Source organism: Chitinophaga sp. (genome assembly GCF_036569185.1).
Lineage (GTDB): Bacteria > Bacteroidota > Bacteroidia > Chitinophagales > Chitinophagaceae > Chitinophaga.
In genome coordinates, this window is record NZ_DATCRD010000256.1 from 1 (window position 1) to 22267 (window position 22267).

The 22267-nt window shown below is 48.2% G+C and carries 15 protein-coding genes; 11 read left to right on the plus strand and 4 right to left on the minus strand.

What is annotated here, in order from left to right; all coding sequences use genetic code 11:
• Nucleotides 1-19 precede the first annotated feature (19 nt).
• Nucleotides 20-997 carry a sugar phosphate isomerase/epimerase gene (locus VIM72_RS19210; protein ID WP_332004438.1) on the minus strand — a complete coding sequence of 326 codons (978 nt, stop codon included), beginning with the start codon at nucleotides 995-997 and terminating at the stop codon, nucleotides 20-22.
• Nucleotides 998-1305: 308 nt separating this feature from the next.
• On the opposite strand from VIM72_RS19210, the gene lepB reads away from it, so the two are divergent.
• From lepB to VIM72_RS19265, 11 genes are all read left to right on the plus strand, one after another.
• Nucleotides 1306-2493: a signal peptidase I gene (lepB, locus tag VIM72_RS19215; protein WP_332004439.1), complete on the plus strand. Its 1188-nt coding sequence runs from the start codon at nucleotides 1306-1308 to the stop codon at nucleotides 2491-2493.
• 247 nt (nucleotides 2494-2740) lie between these two features.
• Nucleotides 2741-3703 (plus strand): YheT family hydrolase, encoded by a 963-nt coding sequence (locus VIM72_RS19220; RefSeq protein ID WP_332004440.1) that lies wholly within the window; start codon nucleotides 2741-2743, stop codon nucleotides 3701-3703.
• 87 nt (nucleotides 3704-3790) lie between these two features.
• Nucleotides 3791-4381, plus strand: coding sequence for an RNA polymerase sigma factor (locus VIM72_RS19225; protein ID WP_332004441.1), 591 nt, complete (start codon nucleotides 3791-3793; stop codon nucleotides 4379-4381).
• Nucleotides 4382-4465: 84 nt separating this feature from the next.
• A complete protein-coding gene (locus tag VIM72_RS19230; protein ID WP_332004442.1) occupies nucleotides 4466-5638 on the plus strand; it encodes a FecR domain-containing protein in 1173 nt (390 codons plus the stop codon).
• A gap of 303 nt (nucleotides 5639-5941) precedes the next feature.
• Nucleotides 5942-9295, plus strand: a complete 3354-nt coding sequence (locus VIM72_RS19235; protein ID WP_332004443.1) for a TonB-dependent receptor — start codon at nucleotides 5942-5944, stop codon at nucleotides 9293-9295.
• Between the two features lie 20 nt (nucleotides 9296-9315).
• The gene (locus tag VIM72_RS19240) at nucleotides 9316-10878 is read left to right on the plus strand and encodes a RagB/SusD family nutrient uptake outer membrane protein (protein WP_332004444.1); all 1563 of its coding nucleotides are present in this window, start codon (nucleotides 9316-9318) and stop codon (nucleotides 10876-10878) included.
• Between the two features lie 134 nt (nucleotides 10879-11012).
• Entirely contained in the window at nucleotides 11013-12416 is a 1404-nt protein-coding gene (locus tag VIM72_RS19245) for a glycoside hydrolase family 30 protein (protein ID WP_332004445.1), read from the plus strand.
• 375 nt (nucleotides 12417-12791) lie between these two features.
• Nucleotides 12792-13094, plus strand: a complete 303-nt coding sequence (locus tag VIM72_RS19250; protein ID WP_332004446.1) for a sigma factor — start codon at nucleotides 12792-12794, stop codon at nucleotides 13092-13094.
• An 87-nt stretch (nucleotides 13095-13181) separates the two neighbouring features.
• Nucleotides 13182-15830 carry a GH116 family glycosyl-hydrolase gene (locus tag VIM72_RS19255; protein WP_332004447.1) on the plus strand — a complete coding sequence of 883 codons (2649 nt, stop codon included), beginning with the start codon at nucleotides 13182-13184 and terminating at the stop codon, nucleotides 15828-15830.
• A 3-nt stretch (nucleotides 15831-15833) separates the two neighbouring features.
• Nucleotides 15834-16379: a hypothetical protein gene (locus VIM72_RS19260; RefSeq protein ID WP_332004448.1), complete on the plus strand. Its 546-nt coding sequence runs from the start codon at nucleotides 15834-15836 to the stop codon at nucleotides 16377-16379.
• A gap of 35 nt (nucleotides 16380-16414) precedes the next feature.
• Nucleotides 16415-16972, plus strand: coding sequence for a DUF1543 domain-containing protein (locus VIM72_RS19265; RefSeq protein WP_332004449.1), 558 nt, complete (start codon nucleotides 16415-16417; stop codon nucleotides 16970-16972).
• A gap of 371 nt (nucleotides 16973-17343) precedes the next feature.
• On the opposite strand, the gene VIM72_RS19270 is transcribed toward VIM72_RS19265, so the two are convergent.
• From VIM72_RS19270 to VIM72_RS19280, 3 genes are read right to left on the minus strand one after another with little or no spacing between them, the layout of a single operon-like run.
• Nucleotides 17344-18606 carry an acetyl-CoA C-acetyltransferase gene (locus VIM72_RS19270; protein WP_332004450.1) on the minus strand — a complete coding sequence of 421 codons (1263 nt, stop codon included), beginning with the start codon at nucleotides 18604-18606 and terminating at the stop codon, nucleotides 17344-17346.
• Between the two features lie 49 nt (nucleotides 18607-18655).
• Nucleotides 18656-19630: a D-glycerate dehydrogenase gene (locus VIM72_RS19275; protein WP_332004451.1), complete on the minus strand. Its 975-nt coding sequence runs from the start codon at nucleotides 19628-19630 to the stop codon at nucleotides 18656-18658.
• Nucleotides 19631-19639: 9 nt separating this feature from the next.
• Nucleotides 19640-22141, minus strand: coding sequence for a cation-translocating P-type ATPase (locus tag VIM72_RS19280; RefSeq protein ID WP_332004452.1), 2502 nt, complete (start codon nucleotides 22139-22141; stop codon nucleotides 19640-19642).
• Between the last annotated feature and the right edge of the window lie 126 nt (nucleotides 22142-22267).

Genomic DNA, 22267 nt, shown 5'->3' on the forward strand with positions numbered 1-22267 from the left:
TGAGTCAGACAAAACTTCGCTATTTCAGCAATACGTTCTTCACGTATTTATAGCTTTGCGTGATGCTGTCGAATGGTTCGATGGTGATCTTGTCCTGTTCTACGAAAAGATGTTTTACGCCGGCAAGTTTTGCCTGGGCGAAGATCTTTGCGAAGTTGATGCTGCCGGTTCCCACTTCTGCGAAGGTAACGCCGGAAAGCAGCTCCATGGAGGTTTTGTTTTCAGTGCCAGAGGCGGTAAGACTGGCAGTATTGGATTTATCCATGTCTTTTACATGCCAGGCTACAAATCTGCCGGGTGCTTCTTTAAACAGGGCGATGGGATCACGCCCGGATTTTACGGCCCAGAAAAGGTCCAGTTCAAAGGCCACCAGTGAAGGGTCGGTTTCTTTCAGCATTATTTCGTAACCGGTGCTGCTGCTATCGGCCAGTGGTTTAAATTCCCAGTAGTGGTTGTGATAACCGATCTTCAGGTTTGCTTTTTTACATTGTTCACCGGCTTTGTTCAGTTGTTCTGCCATGAACTTATAATCATCTGCTCCCAGTTTTTTATCCCAGAGGGAGAGCGGTAATACGGGTACAATAAAGTATTGCTGTCCAAGTGCTGCCGCCAGGTCGATCTGCGGTTGCAGTGCATCGGCGTTGCCATTGCCTTTGGTCAGGTAGTCATTGAGCTGATAGTGGCCGCTGGGCGTATTCAGCCCGTGTTTTTTCAGTACGGCGCTTAATTCCGCGGGTTTCAGTCCCCAGAACTCGCCTTTGTCGCCTGTGCCCTGGAAGCCATAAAAGGTTTCCACTTCCTTATAGCCGATGCCGGCTACTTTGGCCAGTGTGCCTTTAGGGTCTTTAGCCAGCTCGTCGCGCAGGGTGTACAGCTGTAAACCTATTTTTTTTGGCAGCGCTTTGTTGCCGGTCATGGCAGACAATGCGCCGGGCAACATCATACCGGCGGCCAGGAGCCCGGTTTGTTGTATGAATGAACGTCTCGACGTATGCATGGTGATTATGTTTGTAACGTGGGTAAATGTATAACTACTGAATTGGTTACGCAGAGCAATTTAAGAAAACGATTTTATCTTCCTGAATTTTTTTAAAAAGAATAACGGGTATGATACTTTTTTGCAGAATAGGGTATAATAATACTATTTTTTATAACGGTGACGCCTCATCGCAGTAGAAGTGATCAGTTACAGCTGATGTTCACTGCGCCGCTACAGCAGCGGTTTTGGCTTATATAAATTTTGAAAAGATGTGGGTATAATTAGTTAAATTGTTAGCAGTTACTTATCCAAAACCACGTTTAAAAATGAATTTTTCTTTCAGCGATGTAAAGCAGCCGGAAGAAGGCGCCAGGAAGAAGTCGAAGTTGAGAGAATGGATAGAAGCTGCTCTTTTTGCTGTGGTTGCCGCTACCCTTATCCGTACCTTTATCTTTGAAGCTTTTGTTATCCCCAGCTCCTCCATGGAAAAAACGCTGCTGATCAATGATTTTATTTTTGTCAGCAAAATCAGTTATGGTCCCCGTATTCCCATTACGCCGCTGGCCTGGCCTTTCACCCATCATACCCTGCCGTTTACAAAAAATACCAAACCTTTTTCCACTGCTGTTCAGTGGCCTTATACGCGGCTTCCCGGTTTCAGCAGCGTGCATCGTAATGATGTGGTGGTATTCAATTATCCCTGCGGCGATACCGTATTGAAAACCATCGCCGGGGATGACGAGGATTACTATACGAATATGCGCTCACTGGGTGCGGAGTATGTGCATAAGAATTATCCCCCGCCGGTTACCCGGCCGGTGGATAAAAGGGAGAACTGGATCAAGCGATGTATTGCCATTCCCGGCGATACCCTGCAGATCATCGATGGTATTGTATACATCAATCACGCGCCTACGGCATCGCCGGAACATTTTGAAGCCAGGTACTATGTAACCATGCCGGATAAAAAAGAGCTCAGCGACTCTATGCGGGACGTACTGGGCACAGATCATATCCAGCGGGCCACGAGAGATTCGGGCATGTTCATCTACAACCTTACCACCGCCAACATTGATACCCTGAAAGCCATGGGCGGCATTGTAGAGCGGTATGTATACGATGCCTTCGCCGACTCCAGGGTGTTTCCTTTTGATACAAAACATTATGAATGGAATGAGGATTGTTTCGGGCCCCTCTATATTCCCCGTAAAGGCCATACAGTAAAGCTGGATACGCTTACCCTGCCTTTTTACAGCCGCATTATCACCACTTATGAGCACAATACCCTGCGCGTGGTGAATGGAAAAATTTATATCAATAACCAGGAAACAGACAGTTATACTTTCAAAATGAATTACTACTGGATGATGGGGGACAACCGCCGGGAATCGATGGATTCCCGCTTCTGGGGCTATGTTCCGGAAGATCATATAGTAGGGAAGGCCTGGATCATCTGGATGAGCGTTCAACATCACCGCATCCGCTGGGGCCGGCTTTTTTCGGCGATAGAGTAGATGATCGCCTTCGGCGATAAAATAGCGGGTTTTGTCTGACTCAGGATTATGATGATTTTGCTGATTACCTGGATTTTGTTTTTTTGGATTTTTTTGATTTTAAATAGGAAGGGAGATAATAGCGGATATATTCGCTTTTATCTCCCTTAATCAGTTATAAAATCTAAGAACAAAATCCAGGTAATCAGCAAAATCATCATAATCCTGAGTCAGACAACCTTCGCGTTGGAATTTGTATTTTTGCGGGATGCCCGTATTACATAACTCAGATTACCAGGCGCCGTTTTTATTACAGAACCGCCATATGCTTACCATCTACCCCTCTTTATTCCGCAGCATCCGGCCGGCGGCGTACAGGAGGGAGCGGATCGCTACGCCCGACGGGGATTTCCTGGACCTGGATTTCAGTGAAAAGGGAAGCAGCCGCCTGGTGGTGATCCTGCATGGACTGGAAGGGAATGCCAGCCGCAAGTATGTACTGGGCATGGTGCATATCTTCAATGGGGCGGGTTTTGACACTGTATCCATGAATTTTCGGGGATGCAGCGGCGAGCCTAATAAGAACCTACGCTTTTACCACAGCGGGGAAACGGAAGACCTGCACGCAGTGATCGGGTACCTGGTAGCATTGAAAAAATATACGGCCATTCATCTCGTAGGCTTTTCCCTGGGTGGGAATGTAACTTTAAAATACCTGGGAGAAAGGGGCGCAACGGTGGATGGGACTATTAAATCGGCGGTAGCCATATCTGTGCCCTGCGATCTGAAAAGCGGCTCTGCGGAACTGGAGAAAAGGCATAATATTATATATATGCAGCGATTCATCCGCGACCTGGGAGAGAAGCTGCGATTAAAAGCATTGCAATTCCCGGGGAGCATCAGTCTTGACCAATACGCGGAAATCCGGTCTTTCCGGCAGTTCGACGACCGCTATACCGCGCCCATACATGGCTTCAAAGATGCCCTTACCTATTGGGAGCAATGCAGCTCCCGGCCATTGCTGCCACATATCCGTATACCGGTACTGGTGATCAATGCAAAGGATGACCCATTCCTGGGTGCAGCATGCTACCCGTATGAAATAGCGGCCGGCAGTAAGTATGTTTTCCTGGAAACCCCGCACCAGGGTGGTCATGTAGGGTTTGTAAGATTCGGAGAAGATTTTTACTGGTCCGAAAAAAGGGCGTTGGCCTTTATACAACAGATGTAAACCCGCTGTTCCTGTTATTTGTATTTCCCGTGGTTTTTTATAATTTACAGCAGAACGGTGTGCAACCTTTAAACCAGTAAAACACGTATGGAGCGAATGCCATCTGAAGAAGAGGTGTTATTGAGGATGATAAGAGGCGATGAATTGGCTTTTTCCAGTATCTACCGGCACTACCATTCTTCTCTCTATATCTACCTGTTACGCTTTTGCAAAGTGCCTTCCCTGGCGGAGGACCTTGTTCATGATGTATTCCTGAAAATATGGGAGATCAGGGATCGGATCAACCCACAGCTTTCTTTCAGTGGTTATCTCTACAGGATTGCCCGTAACCACGTTTTTAAAACCATAGCCAAACTGGCCACAGATGAGCAGATGCGGGAGCAATTGTTCCTGCAGCTTTCGCAGCACGATGCGGGCTTAACCGATCTTACCATCAGGTCAAGGGAATATGACCGTCTTTTCCAGGAGGCGCTGAGCCGGATGACCAGCCAGCGGCTAAATGTGTTCCGCCTGTGCCGGCAGGAAGGCAAAACCTACGATGAAGCCGCTGCCATACTGGGCATTTCCCGCGATGCCGTTAAAAAGCACATGGTGCTCAGTATGCGGTTCATACAGGATTATATCTTCCGTCATGGCGATATCCTGGTGGCTACTTATCTTCTTACCACTATTATTTAAAAAATATTTTTCCCCGGGGGTACCCTCTTTCCTTATTTCCGGATATTATATGCGGGGGCTGTATGTAAAGTCCCTGGTATTATAATGAACTTACCGGAAGAACAACAGGAAGCATTATTGCAAAAATACCTCGATGGCCAGTGCACGCCGGAGGAAATAGCCACCTTATACAGCTGGCTGCTTTCCTCCGACGCGCACCGGCCGTTGTTGTCTGTAATGCAGCAGGATTTTGAGCGTATTATGAAGGAGCGGCCGGTAGTTCCTGAAGAACTGAGCAACCGGATAGAAAGCAGGTTGCTGCAATCTATCAGTACCAGTAAGGAGGAAACGGTACCGATGCGGGTATCGTTCCGCCGTAACTGGACGATAGCGGCAACAGTAGCCTTGTTGGTAGCATCCGGCATTACTTTGTTCTACACCCTGCGCAAGCCGGCAGCACCCTTGCCGGCTGCCGTACAGGTGGCAGACGTAATGCCGGGTACCAACAAAGCAGTGCTTACGCTGGCCGATGGAACCGTAGTAACGCTCGACAGTACCGGCAAACAAGTGATACAACAAGGCGCCACTATTGTAAAGCAGCAGAATGGAAAACTGGAATACGCCGTATCCGGAGGAAATGCATCGGTGGGATATAATACGCTGAAAGTGCCGCGGGGCGGGCAGTTTACCGTTGAATTACCGGATGGGACCATTGCCTGGCTCAATTCTGCATCGAGCTTACGTTACCCCACCGCTTTTACCGGCAATAACCGCACAGTGGAAATGGAGGGACAGGGATATTTTGAGGTAAAGCAAAATGTGAAACGCCCGTTTGTGGTAAAAGTAAATGCGATAGAAGTACAGGTATTGGGCACTGCTTTCGATATTATGGCCTATCCTGATGAAGACGCGGTGAAAACCACGCTGATCAGCGGTGCGGTGAAGGTGAAGTCGGCCAAAACGGAAAAGCTGCTGCATCCCGGCGACCAGGCTGCGATCAGCAACAGTACCGGAGCTGTATTGGTACAACCGGTGGATGTAGCCGCAGTAACCGCCTGGAAAACCGGATTTTTTGAATTTGACAACGCTAATATAAATATCATCATGAAACAGTTAGCCCGGTGGTACGATATAGAAATAGACACAAGGAATGCAGACAGGAGGCTGTTTGGCGGAAGGATCAACAGGAACCTGCCATTATCTGAAATGCTGAAACTACTGGAAACCAGTGGTGCTAAATTTAACCTGGAAGGAAGAAAATTAACCGTACTAAAATAACAAGACAACACTTTTAATATTCACAGTTATTGCTGCTTCCACGTTGCGGCAATCCACGTAAAAACGGATAAATTTAAACAAATGACAACAACCGGAACAAGCTAATCGGGGAAGGTATGTCCGAAAAAAACCGGAAGTGCTCGCAACACTCCCGGTATGGCCTGGGCATTCCTTTGAGTTTCAGTCCCTTAATCAAAGAACTTTATTACCAGAATTCCCAAACACTACAAAAGTATGCAATTAAACTTTAGTGGTATAATTTCCTGTACCCGGAAATTACTATCAACCAAAATGTTCTGCGTTATGAAAATGACCGCCTTTTTGCTTCTTACAGCTTGCCTGCATATCAGCGCAAAAGGATTGTCGCAGCAGATTACACTCTCGGAAAAGAATGCGCCCCTGAAAAAAGTGCTGAAAGAAGTAGCCCGGCAGGCGGGTGTATCCGTGGTGTACGACGAGGCCCTGTTATCATCATTTGCGCCTGTTAGCGTAAATGTGAGCAATGTATCGGTAAAGGAAGCCCTGGACATCTGCCTGAAAAATCAGCCACTGGCTTATGTAATGGAGGGAAAGCGTATTACGCTGGTAAATGTACCCGCTAAAAGTGCTGCCGACTCCAGTATCACTGTTAGCGGCAGGGTGCTGAATGAAACAGGAGAGCCTATCCCAGGCGCTACTGTTCGCCTGCAAAATTCCAATGCAGGAACTACAGCGGATACCGATGGAAAATTCAGTATCAAAGTTCCCAATAACAGGAGCCTGTTGATGGTGTCCTTTATTGGATACGACAGCAAAGTGGTAGCTGTTTCCGGCAGCCCGCTGAATATTCATCTGAAGCCATCCAATACTGCGCTTACAGAAACAGTAGTGGTAGGGTATGGCGTCCAGAAGAAAAGCGTGGTTACAGGCGCTATATCCAGCGTTCGCGCTTCCGATATTGAATCACAGCCGGTAACCCGTGTGGAACAGGTGCTCCAGGGCCGCACTTCCGGTTTAACAATAGCTGCGAGTTCAGGTCAGCCAGGATCTTCCTCGTCTGTACGTGTAAGAGGTATCACTTCTTTCAACAACAATAATCCATTGTGGGTAGTGGATGGAGTAGTGGTAGATAATGGTGGGATCGGCTACCTCAATCAATACGATATTGAATCCGTGGAAGTATTGAAAGATGCTGCTTCCCAGGCTATTTACGGTGCACGCGCCGCGGCCGGCGTTATCCTGGTAACCACCAAAAAAGGCAAGAGCGGTAAAATTTCCGTGAGCTATAACGGTTATCTTGGTACCTCCGCACCGGCGCATAAACTGAAATTGCTGGATGCCACCCAGTATGCAACGTTAAGAAATGAAGCGGTGACCAACGATGGCGGTATTGCGCCCTTTGCCAATCCATCTTCCTATGGTAAGGGTACCGACTGGCAGGCAGAGATTTTTAATAATAGCGCCATCCGGCAGAATCATGAGTTAAGTATCAGCGGTGGTGGCGAAAAATCTACCTTCTATTCCTCTTTTGGCTATCTCAAACAGGAAGGAGTGATAGCTTCGGATATCTCTAAATACGAGCGGGTTAACTTCCGTTTAAATTCCACGCATAAAATTACTCCCTGGCTTACCTGGGGCGAAAACGTTGGTTACTCTTATGAAAAATCAACCGGCATCGGTAATACCAATAATGAATTTGGGGGACCGCTGAGCTCTGCGATCAACCTGGATCCGTTTACAAAGCCTGTGATCACCGATCCTGCAGAATCTGCCGGAGGCCAGTATACGCAAACAGGAGCCAGGAAAAACGCAGCAGGCCAGTTTTACGGGATCTCCGACCAGGTGGCACAGGAAATTACCAACCCATTGGCTTACATCAGTACCCGCCTTGGAAATTATAACTGGTCGCACAACGTAGTAGGTAACACTTTCCTGGAAATGGAACCGGTGAAAGGACTGAAATTCCGCTCTACATTAGGCGCAAAAATTTCCTTCTGGGGCGATGAAACATTTACCCCGGTATATTACCTGAACAGCTCTACCAAAAATACCCGTACCTCCTTTAACCGTGGCCAGCACCAAAGCTACGCATGGAACATTGAAAATATTGTTTCCTATACGCGCAGCTTCAATAAGCACAACATTACGCTGCTGGCGGGGCAGGGCGCTTATATGGATAACCGGTTAAAGGAGTTGAACGTAATGTTCTACGATATTCCCGCCACCACTTTTGAACAGGCCTCCCTTAACTTCAAATCGGCCGCGGCCAACCGCATCTCCGATGGTAAAGAAAATATTGATCACCGGGTATCTTCCCTCTTCGGTCGTATCAATTACAACTATGCAGAAAAGTACCTGGTAGAAGGTATCCTGCGCCGCGATGGATCCTCCCGCTTCGGCCCCAATCACCAGTATGGTATTTTCCCTTCCTGGTCGCTGGGATGGGTAGCGTCCAAAGAAAGTTTCTGGCCCGAAAATAAAGTGGTGGACTTCCTGAAACTCCGCGGTGGCTATGGTACAGTGGGTAGCGATGAAATCGACGACCAGGCATTTGCTTCCACCATAGGCAGCGGCAGGAATTATAATTTCGGCCCGCTGGGATATACCGTTGGTTACAGCCCAAATGCACCGGCCAATCCCAACCTGAAATGGGAGTCTACCAGCCAGACTAATATTGGTTTTGAAGCCACATTACTACGTAATATCACTTTAAGTTTCGACTGGTACAACAAGAAAACGAAAGACATCCTCATGAAGCCCCGCCTGCCTTTATTTGTAGGCGCCATTGCCAACTCCGCCGCCAACGTGGGTAGTATGGAAAACAGCGGGGTGGAACTGGAATTGGGCTATCATGGTAAGATCGGTGAGGTGGAATTTTCTGCCAATGGAAATGCTTCTTATATGAGAAACAAAGTGACTTACCTGGGAGAGGGCGTCACCCGTTTGAATGATAAAGAGGAGAGTTTCCAGAATATGCCTGAAATTGTAAGAACAGAAGTAGGGCATGCATTCAACTCTTTCTATGGCTACGAATTAATGGGTATTTTCCAGAACCAGCAACAGATAGATGGCTACACTAATAAATCCGGTGGAAAGATCCAGCCATCGGCAAAACCGGGCGACTTCCAGTTCGCTGATCTTGACGGGGATGGCAGTATTTCAGATAAAGACCGGACTTTCATTGGCAATCCCACGCCAAGCTGGACCTACGGTATCACCCTCAATGCCGCTTACAAGGGATTTGATATCATTGTATTTGGCCAGGGCGTTAACGGCAACCAGATCTTCCAGGGATTACGCCGCCTGGATATTCCAAAAGCCAACTGGCAAACCAAAGCGCTGGAGCGCTGGACCCCGGAAAATCCATCTACCACTTACCCACGGCTTACCTTATCTGATCCCAATAAAAACTACAGCAGGCCTTCTTCCTTTTACCTGGAAAATGGCAGCTACTTCAGGGTTAAAACATTACAGATAGGTTATTCGCTGCCGTCCACTGTTGTAAAGAGAACCGGTTTACAGAAAATACGTGTATACGTAATGAGTGAAAACCTGTTCACCATCACCAAATATACCGGCTTCGATCCTGAAATAGGCGGCACTAACGCATTGAGCATCGACCGTGGCGTATACCCGCAGGCACGTTCTTTTATAGGTGGGTTGAATGTTACTTTCTGATAATTTAAAGCTGATCAAAAATGAAAAAAAGGAATTTAAAATATATTATCGCTATAGCGGCAGGTATGCAGTTGATGAGCAGCTGCAGTGATAAATTCATCACCGTTCCTCCCAAAGGCAGTTTCCTGGAAAGTACTTATTACTCCAACCAGCAGGAAGCATTTAACGGCCTGGTAGCCATTTACGACATGGTGGGTTACCAGGCAGGCAACTATACCACCAAAGTAGGCGCGATGGATGCCGCCTCGGACGACCACTGGACAGGCGGCGCCGGACCTGGTGATATCAACGTGTTCCAGGTAATGACGCGGTTAGACCTGCTTACGCCGCTTACCGGGCCGCAGGATGAGCTGTGGAAAAGAAATTTCTCCGGCATTAGTCGCGCCAATATCCTCTTGTCCAAGTTGCCGGGAGTGCCTATGGATGAGAATCTGAAAAAGAGATATGCGGCAGAAGCCAAATTGCTGCGGGCGTATTTTTATTTTGACCTGGTGCGTTTGTTCAGGAATGTGCCGCTGATGACTGCTCCACTTCCTATTGCAGATATCAAGAAAGTAACGCAGGTGGCACCGGAAGAAGTGTATAAACAAATTGAACAGGATCTGAAAGATGCGATTGCTGAAACCAATCTGCCGGATGTACCGCCACGTCTTACAGAAGGTGGCCGCGTAGGCAAAGGCGCTGCGTACGCACTGCTGGGAAAGGTATACCTGTATGAGAAAAAATGGACCGAAGCAGCAGCAGCGCTGAAAGAAGTAAACGGGGAAACGCCTGGCCAGCCCAGCGCTAAATACAATTATAGCCTGGTGCCCAATTTTGCGGATCTCTGGAGATCTGACGATGTTATTAAGTTCAACAGCGAATCTATCTTTGAAATATCCTATACTTCCACCTCCGGTGGTAACTGGACTTCAGGTGTTGCCAACACCGACGGCAATATTTTAAATATCCTTTGCGGCCCGCGTAGCCTGGTGGCAACGCCCGCTACCAGCGAGGCATCGCAGTATGTGGCCGGCTGGGGTTTCCTTATTGTATCGAAAGAGCTGGAAAGCGTTATGCATAATGATCCGCGCTACAACGCCACCATCCTGGATATGAAAAGCCTGGTAGCAGCGGGTAAGGCAACGTATTCCGAAAGTTTTGATAACACTGGTTTCTTCCTGAATAAATTTGTGGGCCGTACTGCCAATATTTCCACGGGCGGTGGAAACATGGAACTGAATTTCCCACAGAACCTGTACGAGATCCGGCTGGCAGATACTTACCTGATGGAAGCGGAGGCCCGTGTGAAAGCAGGAGAGGGAAGCGGCAGCGGTAGTCGCGCTTACCAGTTGCTCAATGCTGTGCGCGCCCGCGTGGGGCTTGCCTCCATTGATGCTACTTTTGATAATATTTTTAAAGAGAGACGTCTTGAGCTGGCAGGAGAAGGACACCGTTTCTTTGACCTGGTAAGAACCGGGCAGGCATCGGCGGTATTGAACGCTATTGATAAAAGAAGCTTTAAACCTAAAAACGAAATATTGCCTATCCCTGCGCTGGAGCTGCAAAACACAAGTCTGAAGCAGAGTAAAGAGTGGGAGTAACGCTTTATGCGGGCGTTGCCGCATAGCTGACAAAGAACGGTTGTTCCCCGGAAAAATATTGCCGGGAACAACCGTTCTTTATATGAAAATCCGGGAATTCCTGGATATTTTTACCGATTACTAATTCTTTTGTTATGATGAAGAGAACCGGACAACTGTTATGTTGTCTTGCTTTAATGGCCGGAGGTTTACAAACTGCACAGGGACAGCAGAAGAAGATCAGCTACTGGCTAACATCGCCCAATAAATCTGCAGCACTGCAACAGCAGCCCGCATTGCTCTTTACCGCGCAGGATAAAGGTATTGCCACCATTGAAGTGGATGCCTCAAAGAAATTTCAGGCTATAGATGGTTTCGGGTTTACCCTTACCGGCGGCAGTGCTACGCTCATTCATCAGTTGCCTCCCGCGCAGCAGGATGCCCTGCTGAGGGAATTGTTCCTGTCGAAAGATAAGGGCATTGGCATCAGCTATCTGCGTCTCAGCATTGGCGCTTCAGACCTGAGCGCTTCCGTATTCACCTATGATGACATGCCCGATGGACAAACGGATCCCCAACTGAAGCATTTCAGTATCGGGGAAGAAAAGAAAGACCTGATCCCTGTACTGAAAAAAATTGTGGCGTTGAATCCTGCCATAAAAATACTAGGTTCCCCCTGGACGCCGCCCGCCTGGATGAAAACGAATCACTCATTTATTGGCGGCAGCCTGAAGCCGGAATACTATGGCGCTTATGCGCAGTATTTTGTAAAGTATATAAAAGCCATGAAGACGGCAGGTATTACCATTGATGCCATTACCATACAAAATGAACCGCTGCATCCTAAAAATAACCCCAGTATGCTGATGCTGGCGGAAGACCAGGCCGTGTTCATCAGGGATCACCTGGGACCAGCGTTTAAAAAAGCCGGTGTGAAAACAAAGATCATCCTGTACGATCATAACTGCGATAAACCGGAGTACCCGCTCAGTATCCTGAGAGACAAAGCAGCTTATCCTTATGTGGATGGTTCTGCCTTTCATCTTTATGGAGGCACTATTGATGCACTGAGTAAGGTTCATGATGAATTCCCGGAGAAACATCTTTATTTCACCGAGCAATGGTCCGATGGTAAAGGCAGTTTCGCACAGGAGCTGAAAAACAATGTGAGTAAACTGATTGTGGGCGCTACCCGCAACTGGAGTCGCAATGTATTACAATGGAACCTTGCGGCTGATGCACAATGGAACCCGCATACCGACAAAGGCGGATGCTCCCAGTGCCTGGGCGGTATCACTATTGATGGCCAGGCCATTTCCCGCAATTCATCGTACTACGTGATAGGCCATGCTTCCAAGTTTGTGCCGGCGGGCTCTGTAAGGATTGCTTCCAATATAGCCGGCTCACTCGACAATGTAGCGTTTTTAACGCCGGCCGGCAAAACCGTACTGGTAGTGGTAAACACCGGTGAGGCTACACAGGATTTCCAGATCAGGGAAAAGAACCGGCTTGCCGCTGCGTCTCTTCGTAGCGGGGAGGTGGCCACGTTTGTCTGGTAGATAACCGCCTTCGGCGGTTGTAAATTGTCTTGGAGCAGGATTAAGCTGATTATACTGATTAGCTTGATTTTTGTTTTTTTGAATGCAGCAGGTTTTGTCTTGGAACGCTAATTACGTTGATTATAATGATTAGCTTGATTTTTACTTTTTTTTATGGGGAGATATAGGCGGATAGATCTGTATATATCTCCCTTAATTATTTATAAAATCCCTAAAAATAAAATCAGGCTAATCAGTATAATCAGCTTAATCCTGCTCCAAGACAATTTAAAATCGCCGAAGGCGATCCCCTGATGATTTCTTCACATTTCATGGCACTGCATTAACATAGCGGCTGAACCTTCCCCAAGGTTGCCTATATTGCTTTTACTCGTTATGATCACCACCTGGCAGAAAAATATAGCACTGAACAATGATAGTAATGCCTTTAAGTCATTATGCCCGCACCTGATGCCAGGGCTTTCCAAATTTGCCAATTCCTTTGTAAAAGATCCGCTGGCTGTGGAAGATATAGTAGCCGACCTGTTCGCCGGTTTATGGAGTAACCGTGGCAATATTATGAAAATAGAGCAGCTAAAGGTCTACCTGTTTACCAGCGTGCGTAATGCCTGTATGAATTACCTGCAGCGCCGCGACAGGATCACATTAAGGCGCTGGACAGGACCTTTAACCCGCTAAAGCATTACACCTGGCCGGTTCCGCAACCGGCGCTCGATAAAAACAAAAAACTGGTACAAACAGCTGCCTGGAAATAAAACATTTTTTATGGGTATTGAACGCAGAAAATTTTTACGGAATGTTGGCTTAACAATGGCAGGGGCGCTCACAGTGCGCCTGCCGTTAGTAGGCGGCGCTATTGCTAATAATAGCCGGTTGTTGCTCTCCCGCCAGCCGGATGCAGCGTGGATCGCTTCCCTCTATGAACGGGGCAGTGTGACCACTTATCTTAAAAGCAAAAACGAACTGCAGTATATTGGTATGCCGGTGGGTGGTATCATGTGCGGTACCGTATATCTCGGTGGAGACGGACGACTGTGGCTTTGGGATATTTTCAACAGGAACCAGGAAGGAATAGAGCCCAAGGTGGTTGACTACAGTGCTAATGTACTGGATGGTGGTAAAAAAGTACGTTCCCGCGACGGCGCTTGTTATATTGAGCCTTCCAAAAATATCCGGCCGCTGGATCAGGGGTTTGCCTTGCAGCTCTCCTGGAACGGCCAATCCATTATCCGGAAATTTGATGAAGAAAGCTGGCCGGAGATCAGTTTTGAAGCTACTTATCCTATAGCCACTATCCGTTATACAGATCCTGCGCTGCCGGTGGCCATTACCCTGGAAGCATTTTCGCCTTTTATTCCTTTGAATGAAGATGATTCCGGTTTGCCGGTAACTATTTTATCCTATAAAATAGAAAATAAAACCACCGTACCGGTTACTGCCACTATTCTCGGATGGCTGGAAAATAAAACAGCGATCTATTCCGCCGGCGATGCACATGAGCGTGTAAATACTATTGTGAAAGAAAAGAACTGGCAAGGCGTTTATGAAACCGTGCGTACAAAAAACGGTAGTGGTGAAAACTTTCAGCAACAATACGATTACGGGAATTTCTGTATCGCCGCCGCAGGCAATAAAGTGATAGTAAATCCCGCTATGGCTGCAGGTGAGCTAACTGCTGCACATTTCTCACCGATGTCTGCCAAACAGGTGGTGAAGAATGTGGGAGAGCAGCTGACCGGTAGCGTTGCCGCACAACATCGCATACTACCGGGGAAGACTATACGTACTGATTTCGCTATCAGCTGGTATGCAGCCAACCTGCATTTCAAAGGTATCCAGGGAGAAGGGCGTTATTATGCCAATAAATTTGCCGATGCTGCTGCAGTGATGAAATACGTACAGGAGAATTATACCCGCCTGAGTAAGGAAAGCCGCCTGTGGAAAAATACCTGGTACGATGCATCGCTGCCCTGGTGGTTTATGGAACGCACTTTTCTCAACATTTCCACATTGGCTACCACTACCGCTCACCGGTTCCGCTCCGGCCGCTTTTATGCCTGGGAAGGCGTGGGCACCTGCGAGGGCACCTGCACACACGTATGGCAGTATGCGCAGGCCGTAGGCCGCATATTCCCGGCGCTGGAGCGTGATACCAGGCAACGTGTTGATCTCGGCATCGGGCAGATGCCCGACGGCGGTATCCTTTTCCGCGGAGAAGCGGAGAAGCGCCCGGCTATAGATGGACAGGCAGGTACCATACTGCGTATTTACCGTGAGCACCAGATGAGCAAAGACAGCACCTTCCTGCAACAGAACTGGCCCAATATTAAGAAGGCTACCCTGTTCCTCATTCGCCAGGACCGCAACAACGACGGAATGGAAGATACGCCTATGGAGAATACGCTGGACGCCGTATGGGACGGGGAAATTGCGTGGATAGTAGGATTGTGTATTGCCGCTGTTAAAGCCGCCGCGCTGATGGCAACAGAAGTAAATGATACCGCGTTTGCAGCTACCTGTAACGAGTATACGAAAAAAGGACAACGGAACATGGAAACACAGTTGTTCAACGGTGAATACTTTATTCACCAGCCGGATAAAGTGAAGGGAAGATCGGTGATCGGCTCTTACAATACCTGTCATATAGACCAGGTATATGGCCAAAGCTGGGCGTTCCAGGTAGGGATGGACCGGGTGATAGATAAAGAAAAAACATTGTCGGCTTTAAAGGCATTGTATAAATATAATTTTAAGGCAGATGTAGGGCCCTATATCGCCGCTCATCCTGGCGGACGGCCCTATGCCCTTGCAGGAGAAGGAGGCATGATCCTGAACACGAATCCCCGCAACGAGGAATTTCCCTTTGGTGTGAAGGATGCGTGGCAGCTGGGGTACTTTAACGAATGTATGACCGGCTTTGAGCACCAGGTAGCGGCCCATATGATGGCTGAGGGTATGACAGATGAAGCGCTTACGCTTACCCGCGCTATCCACGACCGCTATCACGCCGTAAAGCGCAACCCTTTCAATGAAATAGAATGCAGCGATCACTATGCACGGGCAATGGCCAGCTATGGCACATTTATTACTGCCAGCGGGTTCCGTTATCATGGTCCTAAGGGTTTTATTGCTTTTGCGCCGGCTATCGGTAAGGAGAATTTTAAAGCGCCTTTTGTTACTGCAGAAGGATGGGGCACTTATACACAAAAAGACGGTAATCATACACTGCACCTGAAGTATGGCAGGTTACAATTGAAAACACTGTGTTTTCAGCATACCGGTGTGAAACAGGTATTGCTGGGAGATAAGAAAATGCCGGTCACCTTCAGGGAAGAGAATGGATACGTAACTATTCAGCTGGCTAGACCACTGCAACTAACCGCAGGGCAGCAACTTCATCTTACTATCGTATAATTTATGAAAACATATTTTCAGATAGCCGTGGCAGTTATATTTTTGTTTTCCTGTAAGATGGATAACGGGAAGATGGCTGCCGCGGCACAGCCATCGTGGCAAATGCAGCTGGACAGCCTGTTGCCGCTGATGGGACATCGTAACTGGATTATCATTGCCGATGAGGCGTTCCCGTTACAGTCGTCTGCAGGAATGGTATATGTAAACACCGGTTCGGCATTGCCCGATGTGGCGCGCTATACCATGTACCGGCTCAGCAACAGCGCGCATGTTCAGCCAATACTGTATATGGACAAGGAATTGTTGTATGTGCCGGGTACGACAGCCTACAGGGACACGATGCAGCAGATCTTTAAAAGCCTGCCTGTGCAAACCCTGTTGCATGATTCTGTTTTCGCAAAGATGGATAAAACAGCCGGTCTGTTTAAAATACTGGTACTGAAAACGAATACAAGACTGGCTTATTCCTCCGTTTTTATAAACCTGGATTGCAGGTACTGGAGTGCAGGTAAGGAACAGCAGCTTCGTGAAGCCATGAGCAGGAACTGAAAATGCTGTATCTTTCTTACTGTAAACAGTAAAAGATGGCAACATTAAAATTGTTCATGGTAGTGCTAGGATGCACGCTGGAAGGGCGTCATACCGAGCAGCACGATGTATTTTTCGGGATTGGTCACCACCTGCGCGACCTGGTTCCCGATATGAAAGCCTTCTGGCCGGAGGCTAAAGATAAACTGCATGTTGACGGGTACAGGGAAGTTAATTTCGTGGATGGCCACCGGATCAAAGTAGTAGAAAAGAAAGCGGCTGTACAACAGGAGGCGCAGTTATTTTTTCTGAACCTGGGTGGTTATAAGCCGGATGAGATGGAAGAGTTTCATTACAAGATCCTCAGCGTGCAAAAAGATATAGGAGCATCTATACGGGCATCCAAACAAACTACTTTTTATAAGCATACCGGCTTCGGGGAAGCTACTTCGCACGTGGACGACAAGTACGGCGTGGATGTGGATGATGTGCATGCGGTTAAAGATATTTTGCCGGTGCACCTGAAAGATAAATACGCCCTGGAGATTACGCCGGTAACAGATATTACGCCTGATCAGATTCATTTGGGGTATTTTCAGTTGCATAAGCTATGAATGTACCTGCATATATAGCAGCCGCAGAATTTCCTGAGCGCTGGAGAAAGAACTTAAAAAAATACTACATTAAGTTTCATCTTCCATTTCACTGAAAAATCATAAAACAACATCCGGTAAATCATTATAATCATCATAATCCCGGGTCAGACAACATCCGCGCGACGCCGAAGGCGCTCATTCAGCATAATTAGTGTAATCCCGGGTCAGACAACATCCGCATGGCGCCGAAGGCGTCCATTTCCGGCATGGTATCTGCATTACCTGCTTTACGAATTATTTATTCGGTGAAATGGATGACAATGGACCAACCGTCCCGGGAAACCGGGACGGTTTTTTTATAGGAAGAATAACGTGTGTAATATTGACAATTATCTTTCCAGTATAGCGGTTACGCCCATACCGCCGGCAGTGCAGATAGATACCAGTGCGCGTCCGCTGCCGCGTTGTTGCAGGATTTTAGCCGTTTGCGCCACAATGCGGGTACCGGTGGCGGCAAAGGGATGGCCAATAGCCACGCTGCCACCTTTTATATTCAGTTTGCTGCGGTCGATGCTGCCCAGCGGTGTGTCCCATCCGAGTTTTTTGCAATAGGCAGGGTCTTCCCAGGCTTTCAGGGTACACAGCACTTGTCCGCTGAAGGCTTCATGGATCTCATAGATGTCAAAGTCCTGCAACCTAAGGTGATTGCGTTTCAGCATACGTGCCACGGCATAGGTAGGCGCCATCAGCAGGCCTTCGCCATTTACATAATCCACTGCAGCGGTTTCTGCATCTACGAGGTGGGCCAGTACCGGCCAGTTCTGCTGCTGTGCATATTCTTCAGAGGCCATCAGCAGGGCGGAGGCGCCATCGGTATATAAGGTGCTGTTGCCGGCGGTCAGGGAACCATTGCCGCTGAAGTCGAAAGCCGGTTTCAATGCAGCCAGTTTTTCCGGGGTAGTATCTGCACGCACAATAGTATCTCTTTTAACGCCTTTATATGGAATGATAAGATCATTGAAGAATCCTTCGTCATAAGCTTTTGCGGCGTTCATATGGCTTTGGTAGGCCAGTGCGTCCTGCGCTTCGCGTGTAATGCCCCATTCCTTTACCATCTTTTCGGTATGTTGTCCCATCGAGAGGCCGGTTCTGGGTTCTACGATAGAAGGATACAATGGTTTCAGGTCTTTGAAACGGATGGAGGCCAGTATTTTTAGTCGTTGTGAAAAGGTTTTGGCGGCACGGAGATCGGTTAGCTTCCATGCCAGCTGTTGTTGAAAAAGAAGGGGTATGTCGCTGTTGGTATCGCTGCCTCCACTGATGGCGGTGTCTATTTGCCCGCAGCCAATGCGCAGACCCAGCTGTATAGTGGTATCAAGGCTGGTGCCGCAGGCTCTCAGCACGCTGTAGGCAGGCGTATGCGGGTCCAGTGCAGTGCCCAGTACGCATTCCCTGGCAAAGTTCCAGTCGGTGGAGCGGTTAAGCAGTGCGCCGAGCGCCACTTCTCCCAGCCGTTTACCCGATAGCTGGTATTTATCTACCAGTGCAGAAAGTACCGCGGTTAACATCTCCTGGTTGCTGATATGATTGTATTCTTTAAAGGACCTTACGAAAGGGGTGCGTAACCCGCCTATGATAGCGACCTTTTTCATGCTGCTGAGCTTTCACTAAAGTTAATGAATATGTATTAACCGGCCGCTCTTACAGGTTGTAAAGATGATTGACCGGGTTGGGCACCGGTTCGCCGGTTAATGCGGCAATTATATTCTGTGCAGCGATCCTCGACATAGCATTCCGGGTTTCCTGTGTAGCTGAGCCGATATGCGGTAGCACCGCTACTGTAGGCATATTCAGCAATGGATTGTCCGGCTGCATGGGCTCGGGGTTGGTAACATCCAGGCCAGCGCCCCATATTTCGCCCTCCTGCAATGCGGCAATGAGGTCTGTTTCATTGTGGATGCCTCCCCGCGCAGCATTAATGAAAATAGCGGTGGGCTTCATTTTCCGGAAGGCGTCTTTATTAAATTTTTCTTTTGTTTCCGGGGTAAGGGAAGTATGTATGCTGATAACATCACTTTGTTGCAGCAGTTCATCAAAGCCAACAAAGGTGGCATCCAGTTCTTTTTCAGCGGCTTCATTACGATGCCGGTTGCAGTAAATGATCTTCATACCAAAAGCTGCTTTACAGCGTTTAGCCATTACCGTTCCTATATTACCTAATCCCCATATGCCAAGTGTTTTTCCTTCTATGTCAATGCCCAGGTTGGCGGTAGGTGTGGAAAATCCCCATTCGCCTTTTATAATTCTTTTGTGTTGAAAGAATGCTTTGCGGGCTACAGACAACATCAGTAAAAAAGCGGTGTCGGCAGTAGCGTTGCTCAGCACGCCGGGTGTGTTGGTGATCTGTAATCCCAGTTCTGTAGCTGCTTTCAGGTCTACGTTGTCATATCCCACAGATAAAAGGCTGATCACTTTCAGGTGCCTGCATTGTTCTAAAAAAGCGCGGTCCAGTTTTTCGCCACCGGCAAAAAGCAGGGCATCGCTCTCTTTACAGAATTGCACTCTTTGTGCGGCGGTCATTTCTTTTTCTTCCTGCCACTGTGTAACGGTAAAGCCTGCACGTTGCAGCAGTTGTAGTCCTTCTTCCGGGATAATTCTTGTTGTGAATACCTTCATATCATCCGTTTAATTGCGTTGAAGTTTTCTTTTCCCCATCTTCCATATTTCAAACCATAATACCGATGCTGCGCTGATAGCTGTGCATAGCAGCAGTTCATACGGTGAAAGACCGGTAATACTGAAGAACCGTGCCACCGGCGGCGCATATAGCATAGCAGCCAGCAACAGCAGGGTGATGCTGATAACGCCCACCATCAGCTTGTTCCGGTTGCGCATGCTGTGTATAAAGGAGTAATAGAATGAACGGTTAACCAAGGTAAGAAAAATATTGGCGAATACCAGCGTGGTAAATACCATACTGCGGGTAAGCACTTCATCTGCCCCGCGGGCCACACTCCACTGGTAAGCGACCATTACGCCGGCGGTGATCATGAGCCCCTGCAGGAGGCTGATATTCATTTCCCGGAACGATAGGAAAGTTTGTGTAATAGGCCGTGGTGGCTGCTGCATGGCGTTTTCTTCCATTGGTTCGTTTTCGTATACAATGGAGCAGGTGGGCCCCATAATCACTTCCAGGAAAATAACATGCACCGGTGTGAAGATATCCGGGTATACCCAGCCCAGGAACAAGGGGAGGGACACCGTGAGTATGATAGGGATATGGATGGAGATAATGTATTGAACGGCCTTTTTAATGTTGGTATAGATCCTGCGGCCCATGGCGATGGCATCTACCATGTTGCTGAGATCATCGTTTACAAGGATCAGCGCCGCTGCCTGTTTGGCGATCTCCGTTCCTTTTTTGCCCATTGCAATGCCTATATGAGCGGCTTTGAGCGCGGGGCCATCATTTACGCCGTCGCCGGTCATGGCCACTACTTCATTGTCTGCCTTCAAAGCATTGATGGCGGCCAGCTTGGCTTCGGGGAACATACGCGTGAAGATGTTGACAGACCGCAGGGTATACTGCATCTTTTTCTCTTCCATCTGCATCAGTGTATCGCCATTTACCGCTTCTTCCGCCTGCTGTAATCCTGCCTGCCGGGCTATGGCGCGGGTGGTAACGGCATTGTCGCCGGTAATGATCTTCACCTTGATGCCTGCCTGGTAGAAGTGCCTGAATACTTCGCTGATATTACTCTTAGGCGGATCATAGAAAGCCAGCAAACCGGTAAAAACGAAAGGCAGCTCCTGTTGTGTAGCGGGGTAGTTGTTGCCCGTAAAATCCGAGGTAGCTACGCCCAGCACCCGGTATCCTTTTGCGGCCAGTGCATTCACCTGGTCGAGGATCTGTTGTTTTTCTTTTTCGGGGAGATGGGAAACCTGTAATATCGCCTCCGGCGCTCCTTTCGCTGCCACAATGCGTTTACCGGCCGCATTGCCAAAAATATGCGTCATCATAGGAGGCTTGCCTTCCAGTGGGTATTCGTGCACCATGGTATAATTGCTCCGTTCATCTTCCGGCGTCATTTCTTCGTATAGGCGGTGCAGTGTTTTCTCCATCGGGTCAAACGGTACCGGCTCACTGGCCCACATGGCAGTGGTGATCAGTGCAGCAGGAAAGTGGCCTGCTTCATATAGCGTATAGTCGGCCCCGTTATACACAGCCTGCAGGCTCATCTTATTTTCAGTAATGGTACCGGTTTTATCGGTGCAGATCACCGTGGCGCTGCCCAGCGCCTCTACAGTCCGGATCTTTTTTACAATAATGCCCATCTGCATCAGTCGCCTGGAACCCAGCGCCATAAACGTGGTGAAGGCTACGGGTATTTCTTCCGGGAGGATAGACATGGCCAGTGTAAGCCCCTTCAGCAAACTATCGGTAATGCTGCCGCTCCGGATGTAGTTAAACAGCCATACTGCCAGGAAAACGATGGCGCCGGCTACGGCCATCCATTTTACAAACTGGCGGATCTGCAATTGCAGGGGAGTGGTTTCTTCTTTGATATTCAGGATAGCGGTACCGAGTTTCCCTATCTTTGTTTGCGCACCAATTTCCCGTACTTCACAAATGGCCAGCCCTGATACTACCACAGTGCCGCTGTATACGTTGTTGTCATGGTTGTCGGCCTGCTTGAATACGGCATAGGCCTCGCCGGTGAGGGCTGATTCATTGACAGAGAAATCGTTGCTGTGCACAATAATGCCATCTGCATTGATCGTATTACCTTCAGAAACCAGCATCATATCTCCCTTAACAATTTCACTGGTAGGAATGCTGACAAGTTCCCCGTTCCGGATAACCTTGCTGAGCGGTTCATTCATTTCTTCCAGCGCCTCCAGCGCTTTGCGGCTACGGCTGTCCTGGTAGAAGGAAATGCCCGACACCAGAGCGATGGCAGCCAGCATAAAATAAGCCTCTCCAAGTTCGCCCATCACAAAGTAAATGGCGGTAACCGCTATCAGCAGCACCAGCATGGGCTCTTCCATGATTTCTTTCAATATAGCCATCAGCGGGCTGGTAGCAGGCTGCGGTGGGGTATTGCTGCCATATTGTTGTCTTGAAGCTGTAACAGCTGCTTCGTCCAAACCTTTGATATGCTCCGGTAAATTGATCTGTCCAGCCATGCAGGGTCGTTTTGGTGAAAAGTGGAGCAATAAATTTACGAATTTTAGCAGCGCGGATTTTGTCTGACCCAGGATTATGATGATTATATTGATTTATTTTTTTGAGATTGGAAAGAGGATGTTTGA

What these genes read in the sequence shown, in the direction of transcription:
- VIM72_RS19210 (WP_332004438.1), bottom strand. Translation starts at nt 997, where the DNA reads ATGCATACGTCGAGACGTTCATTCATACAACAAACCGGGCTCCTGGCC.
- lepB (WP_332004439.1), top strand. Translation starts at nt 1,306, where the DNA reads ATGAATTTTTCTTTCAGCGATGTAAAGCAGCCGGAAGAAGGCGCCAGG.
- VIM72_RS19220 (WP_332004440.1), top strand. Translation starts at nt 2,741, where the DNA reads ATGCCCGTATTACATAACTCAGATTACCAGGCGCCGTTTTTATTACAG.
- VIM72_RS19225 (WP_332004441.1), top strand. Translation starts at nt 3,791, where the DNA reads ATGGAGCGAATGCCATCTGAAGAAGAGGTGTTATTGAGGATGATAAGA.
- VIM72_RS19230 (WP_332004442.1), top strand. Translation starts at nt 4,466, where the DNA reads ATGAACTTACCGGAAGAACAACAGGAAGCATTATTGCAAAAATACCTC.
- VIM72_RS19235 (WP_332004443.1), top strand. Translation starts at nt 5,942, where the DNA reads ATGAAAATGACCGCCTTTTTGCTTCTTACAGCTTGCCTGCATATCAGC.
- VIM72_RS19240 (WP_332004444.1), top strand. Translation starts at nt 9,316, where the DNA reads ATGAAAAAAAGGAATTTAAAATATATTATCGCTATAGCGGCAGGTATG.
- VIM72_RS19245 (WP_332004445.1), top strand. Translation starts at nt 11,013, where the DNA reads ATGATGAAGAGAACCGGACAACTGTTATGTTGTCTTGCTTTAATGGCC.
- VIM72_RS19250 (WP_332004446.1), top strand. Translation starts at nt 12,792, where the DNA reads ATGATCACCACCTGGCAGAAAAATATAGCACTGAACAATGATAGTAAT.
- VIM72_RS19255 (WP_332004447.1), top strand. Translation starts at nt 13,182, where the DNA reads ATGGGTATTGAACGCAGAAAATTTTTACGGAATGTTGGCTTAACAATG.
- VIM72_RS19260 (WP_332004448.1), top strand. Translation starts at nt 15,834, where the DNA reads ATGAAAACATATTTTCAGATAGCCGTGGCAGTTATATTTTTGTTTTCC.
- VIM72_RS19265 (WP_332004449.1), top strand. Translation starts at nt 16,415, where the DNA reads ATGGCAACATTAAAATTGTTCATGGTAGTGCTAGGATGCACGCTGGAA.
- VIM72_RS19270 (WP_332004450.1), bottom strand. Translation starts at nt 18,606, where the DNA reads ATGAAAAAGGTCGCTATCATAGGCGGGTTACGCACCCCTTTCGTAAGG.
- VIM72_RS19275 (WP_332004451.1), bottom strand. Translation starts at nt 19,630, where the DNA reads ATGAAGGTATTCACAACAAGAATTATCCCGGAAGAAGGACTACAACTG.
- VIM72_RS19280 (WP_332004452.1), bottom strand. Translation starts at nt 22,141, where the DNA reads ATGGCTGGACAGATCAATTTACCGGAGCATATCAAAGGTTTGGACGAA.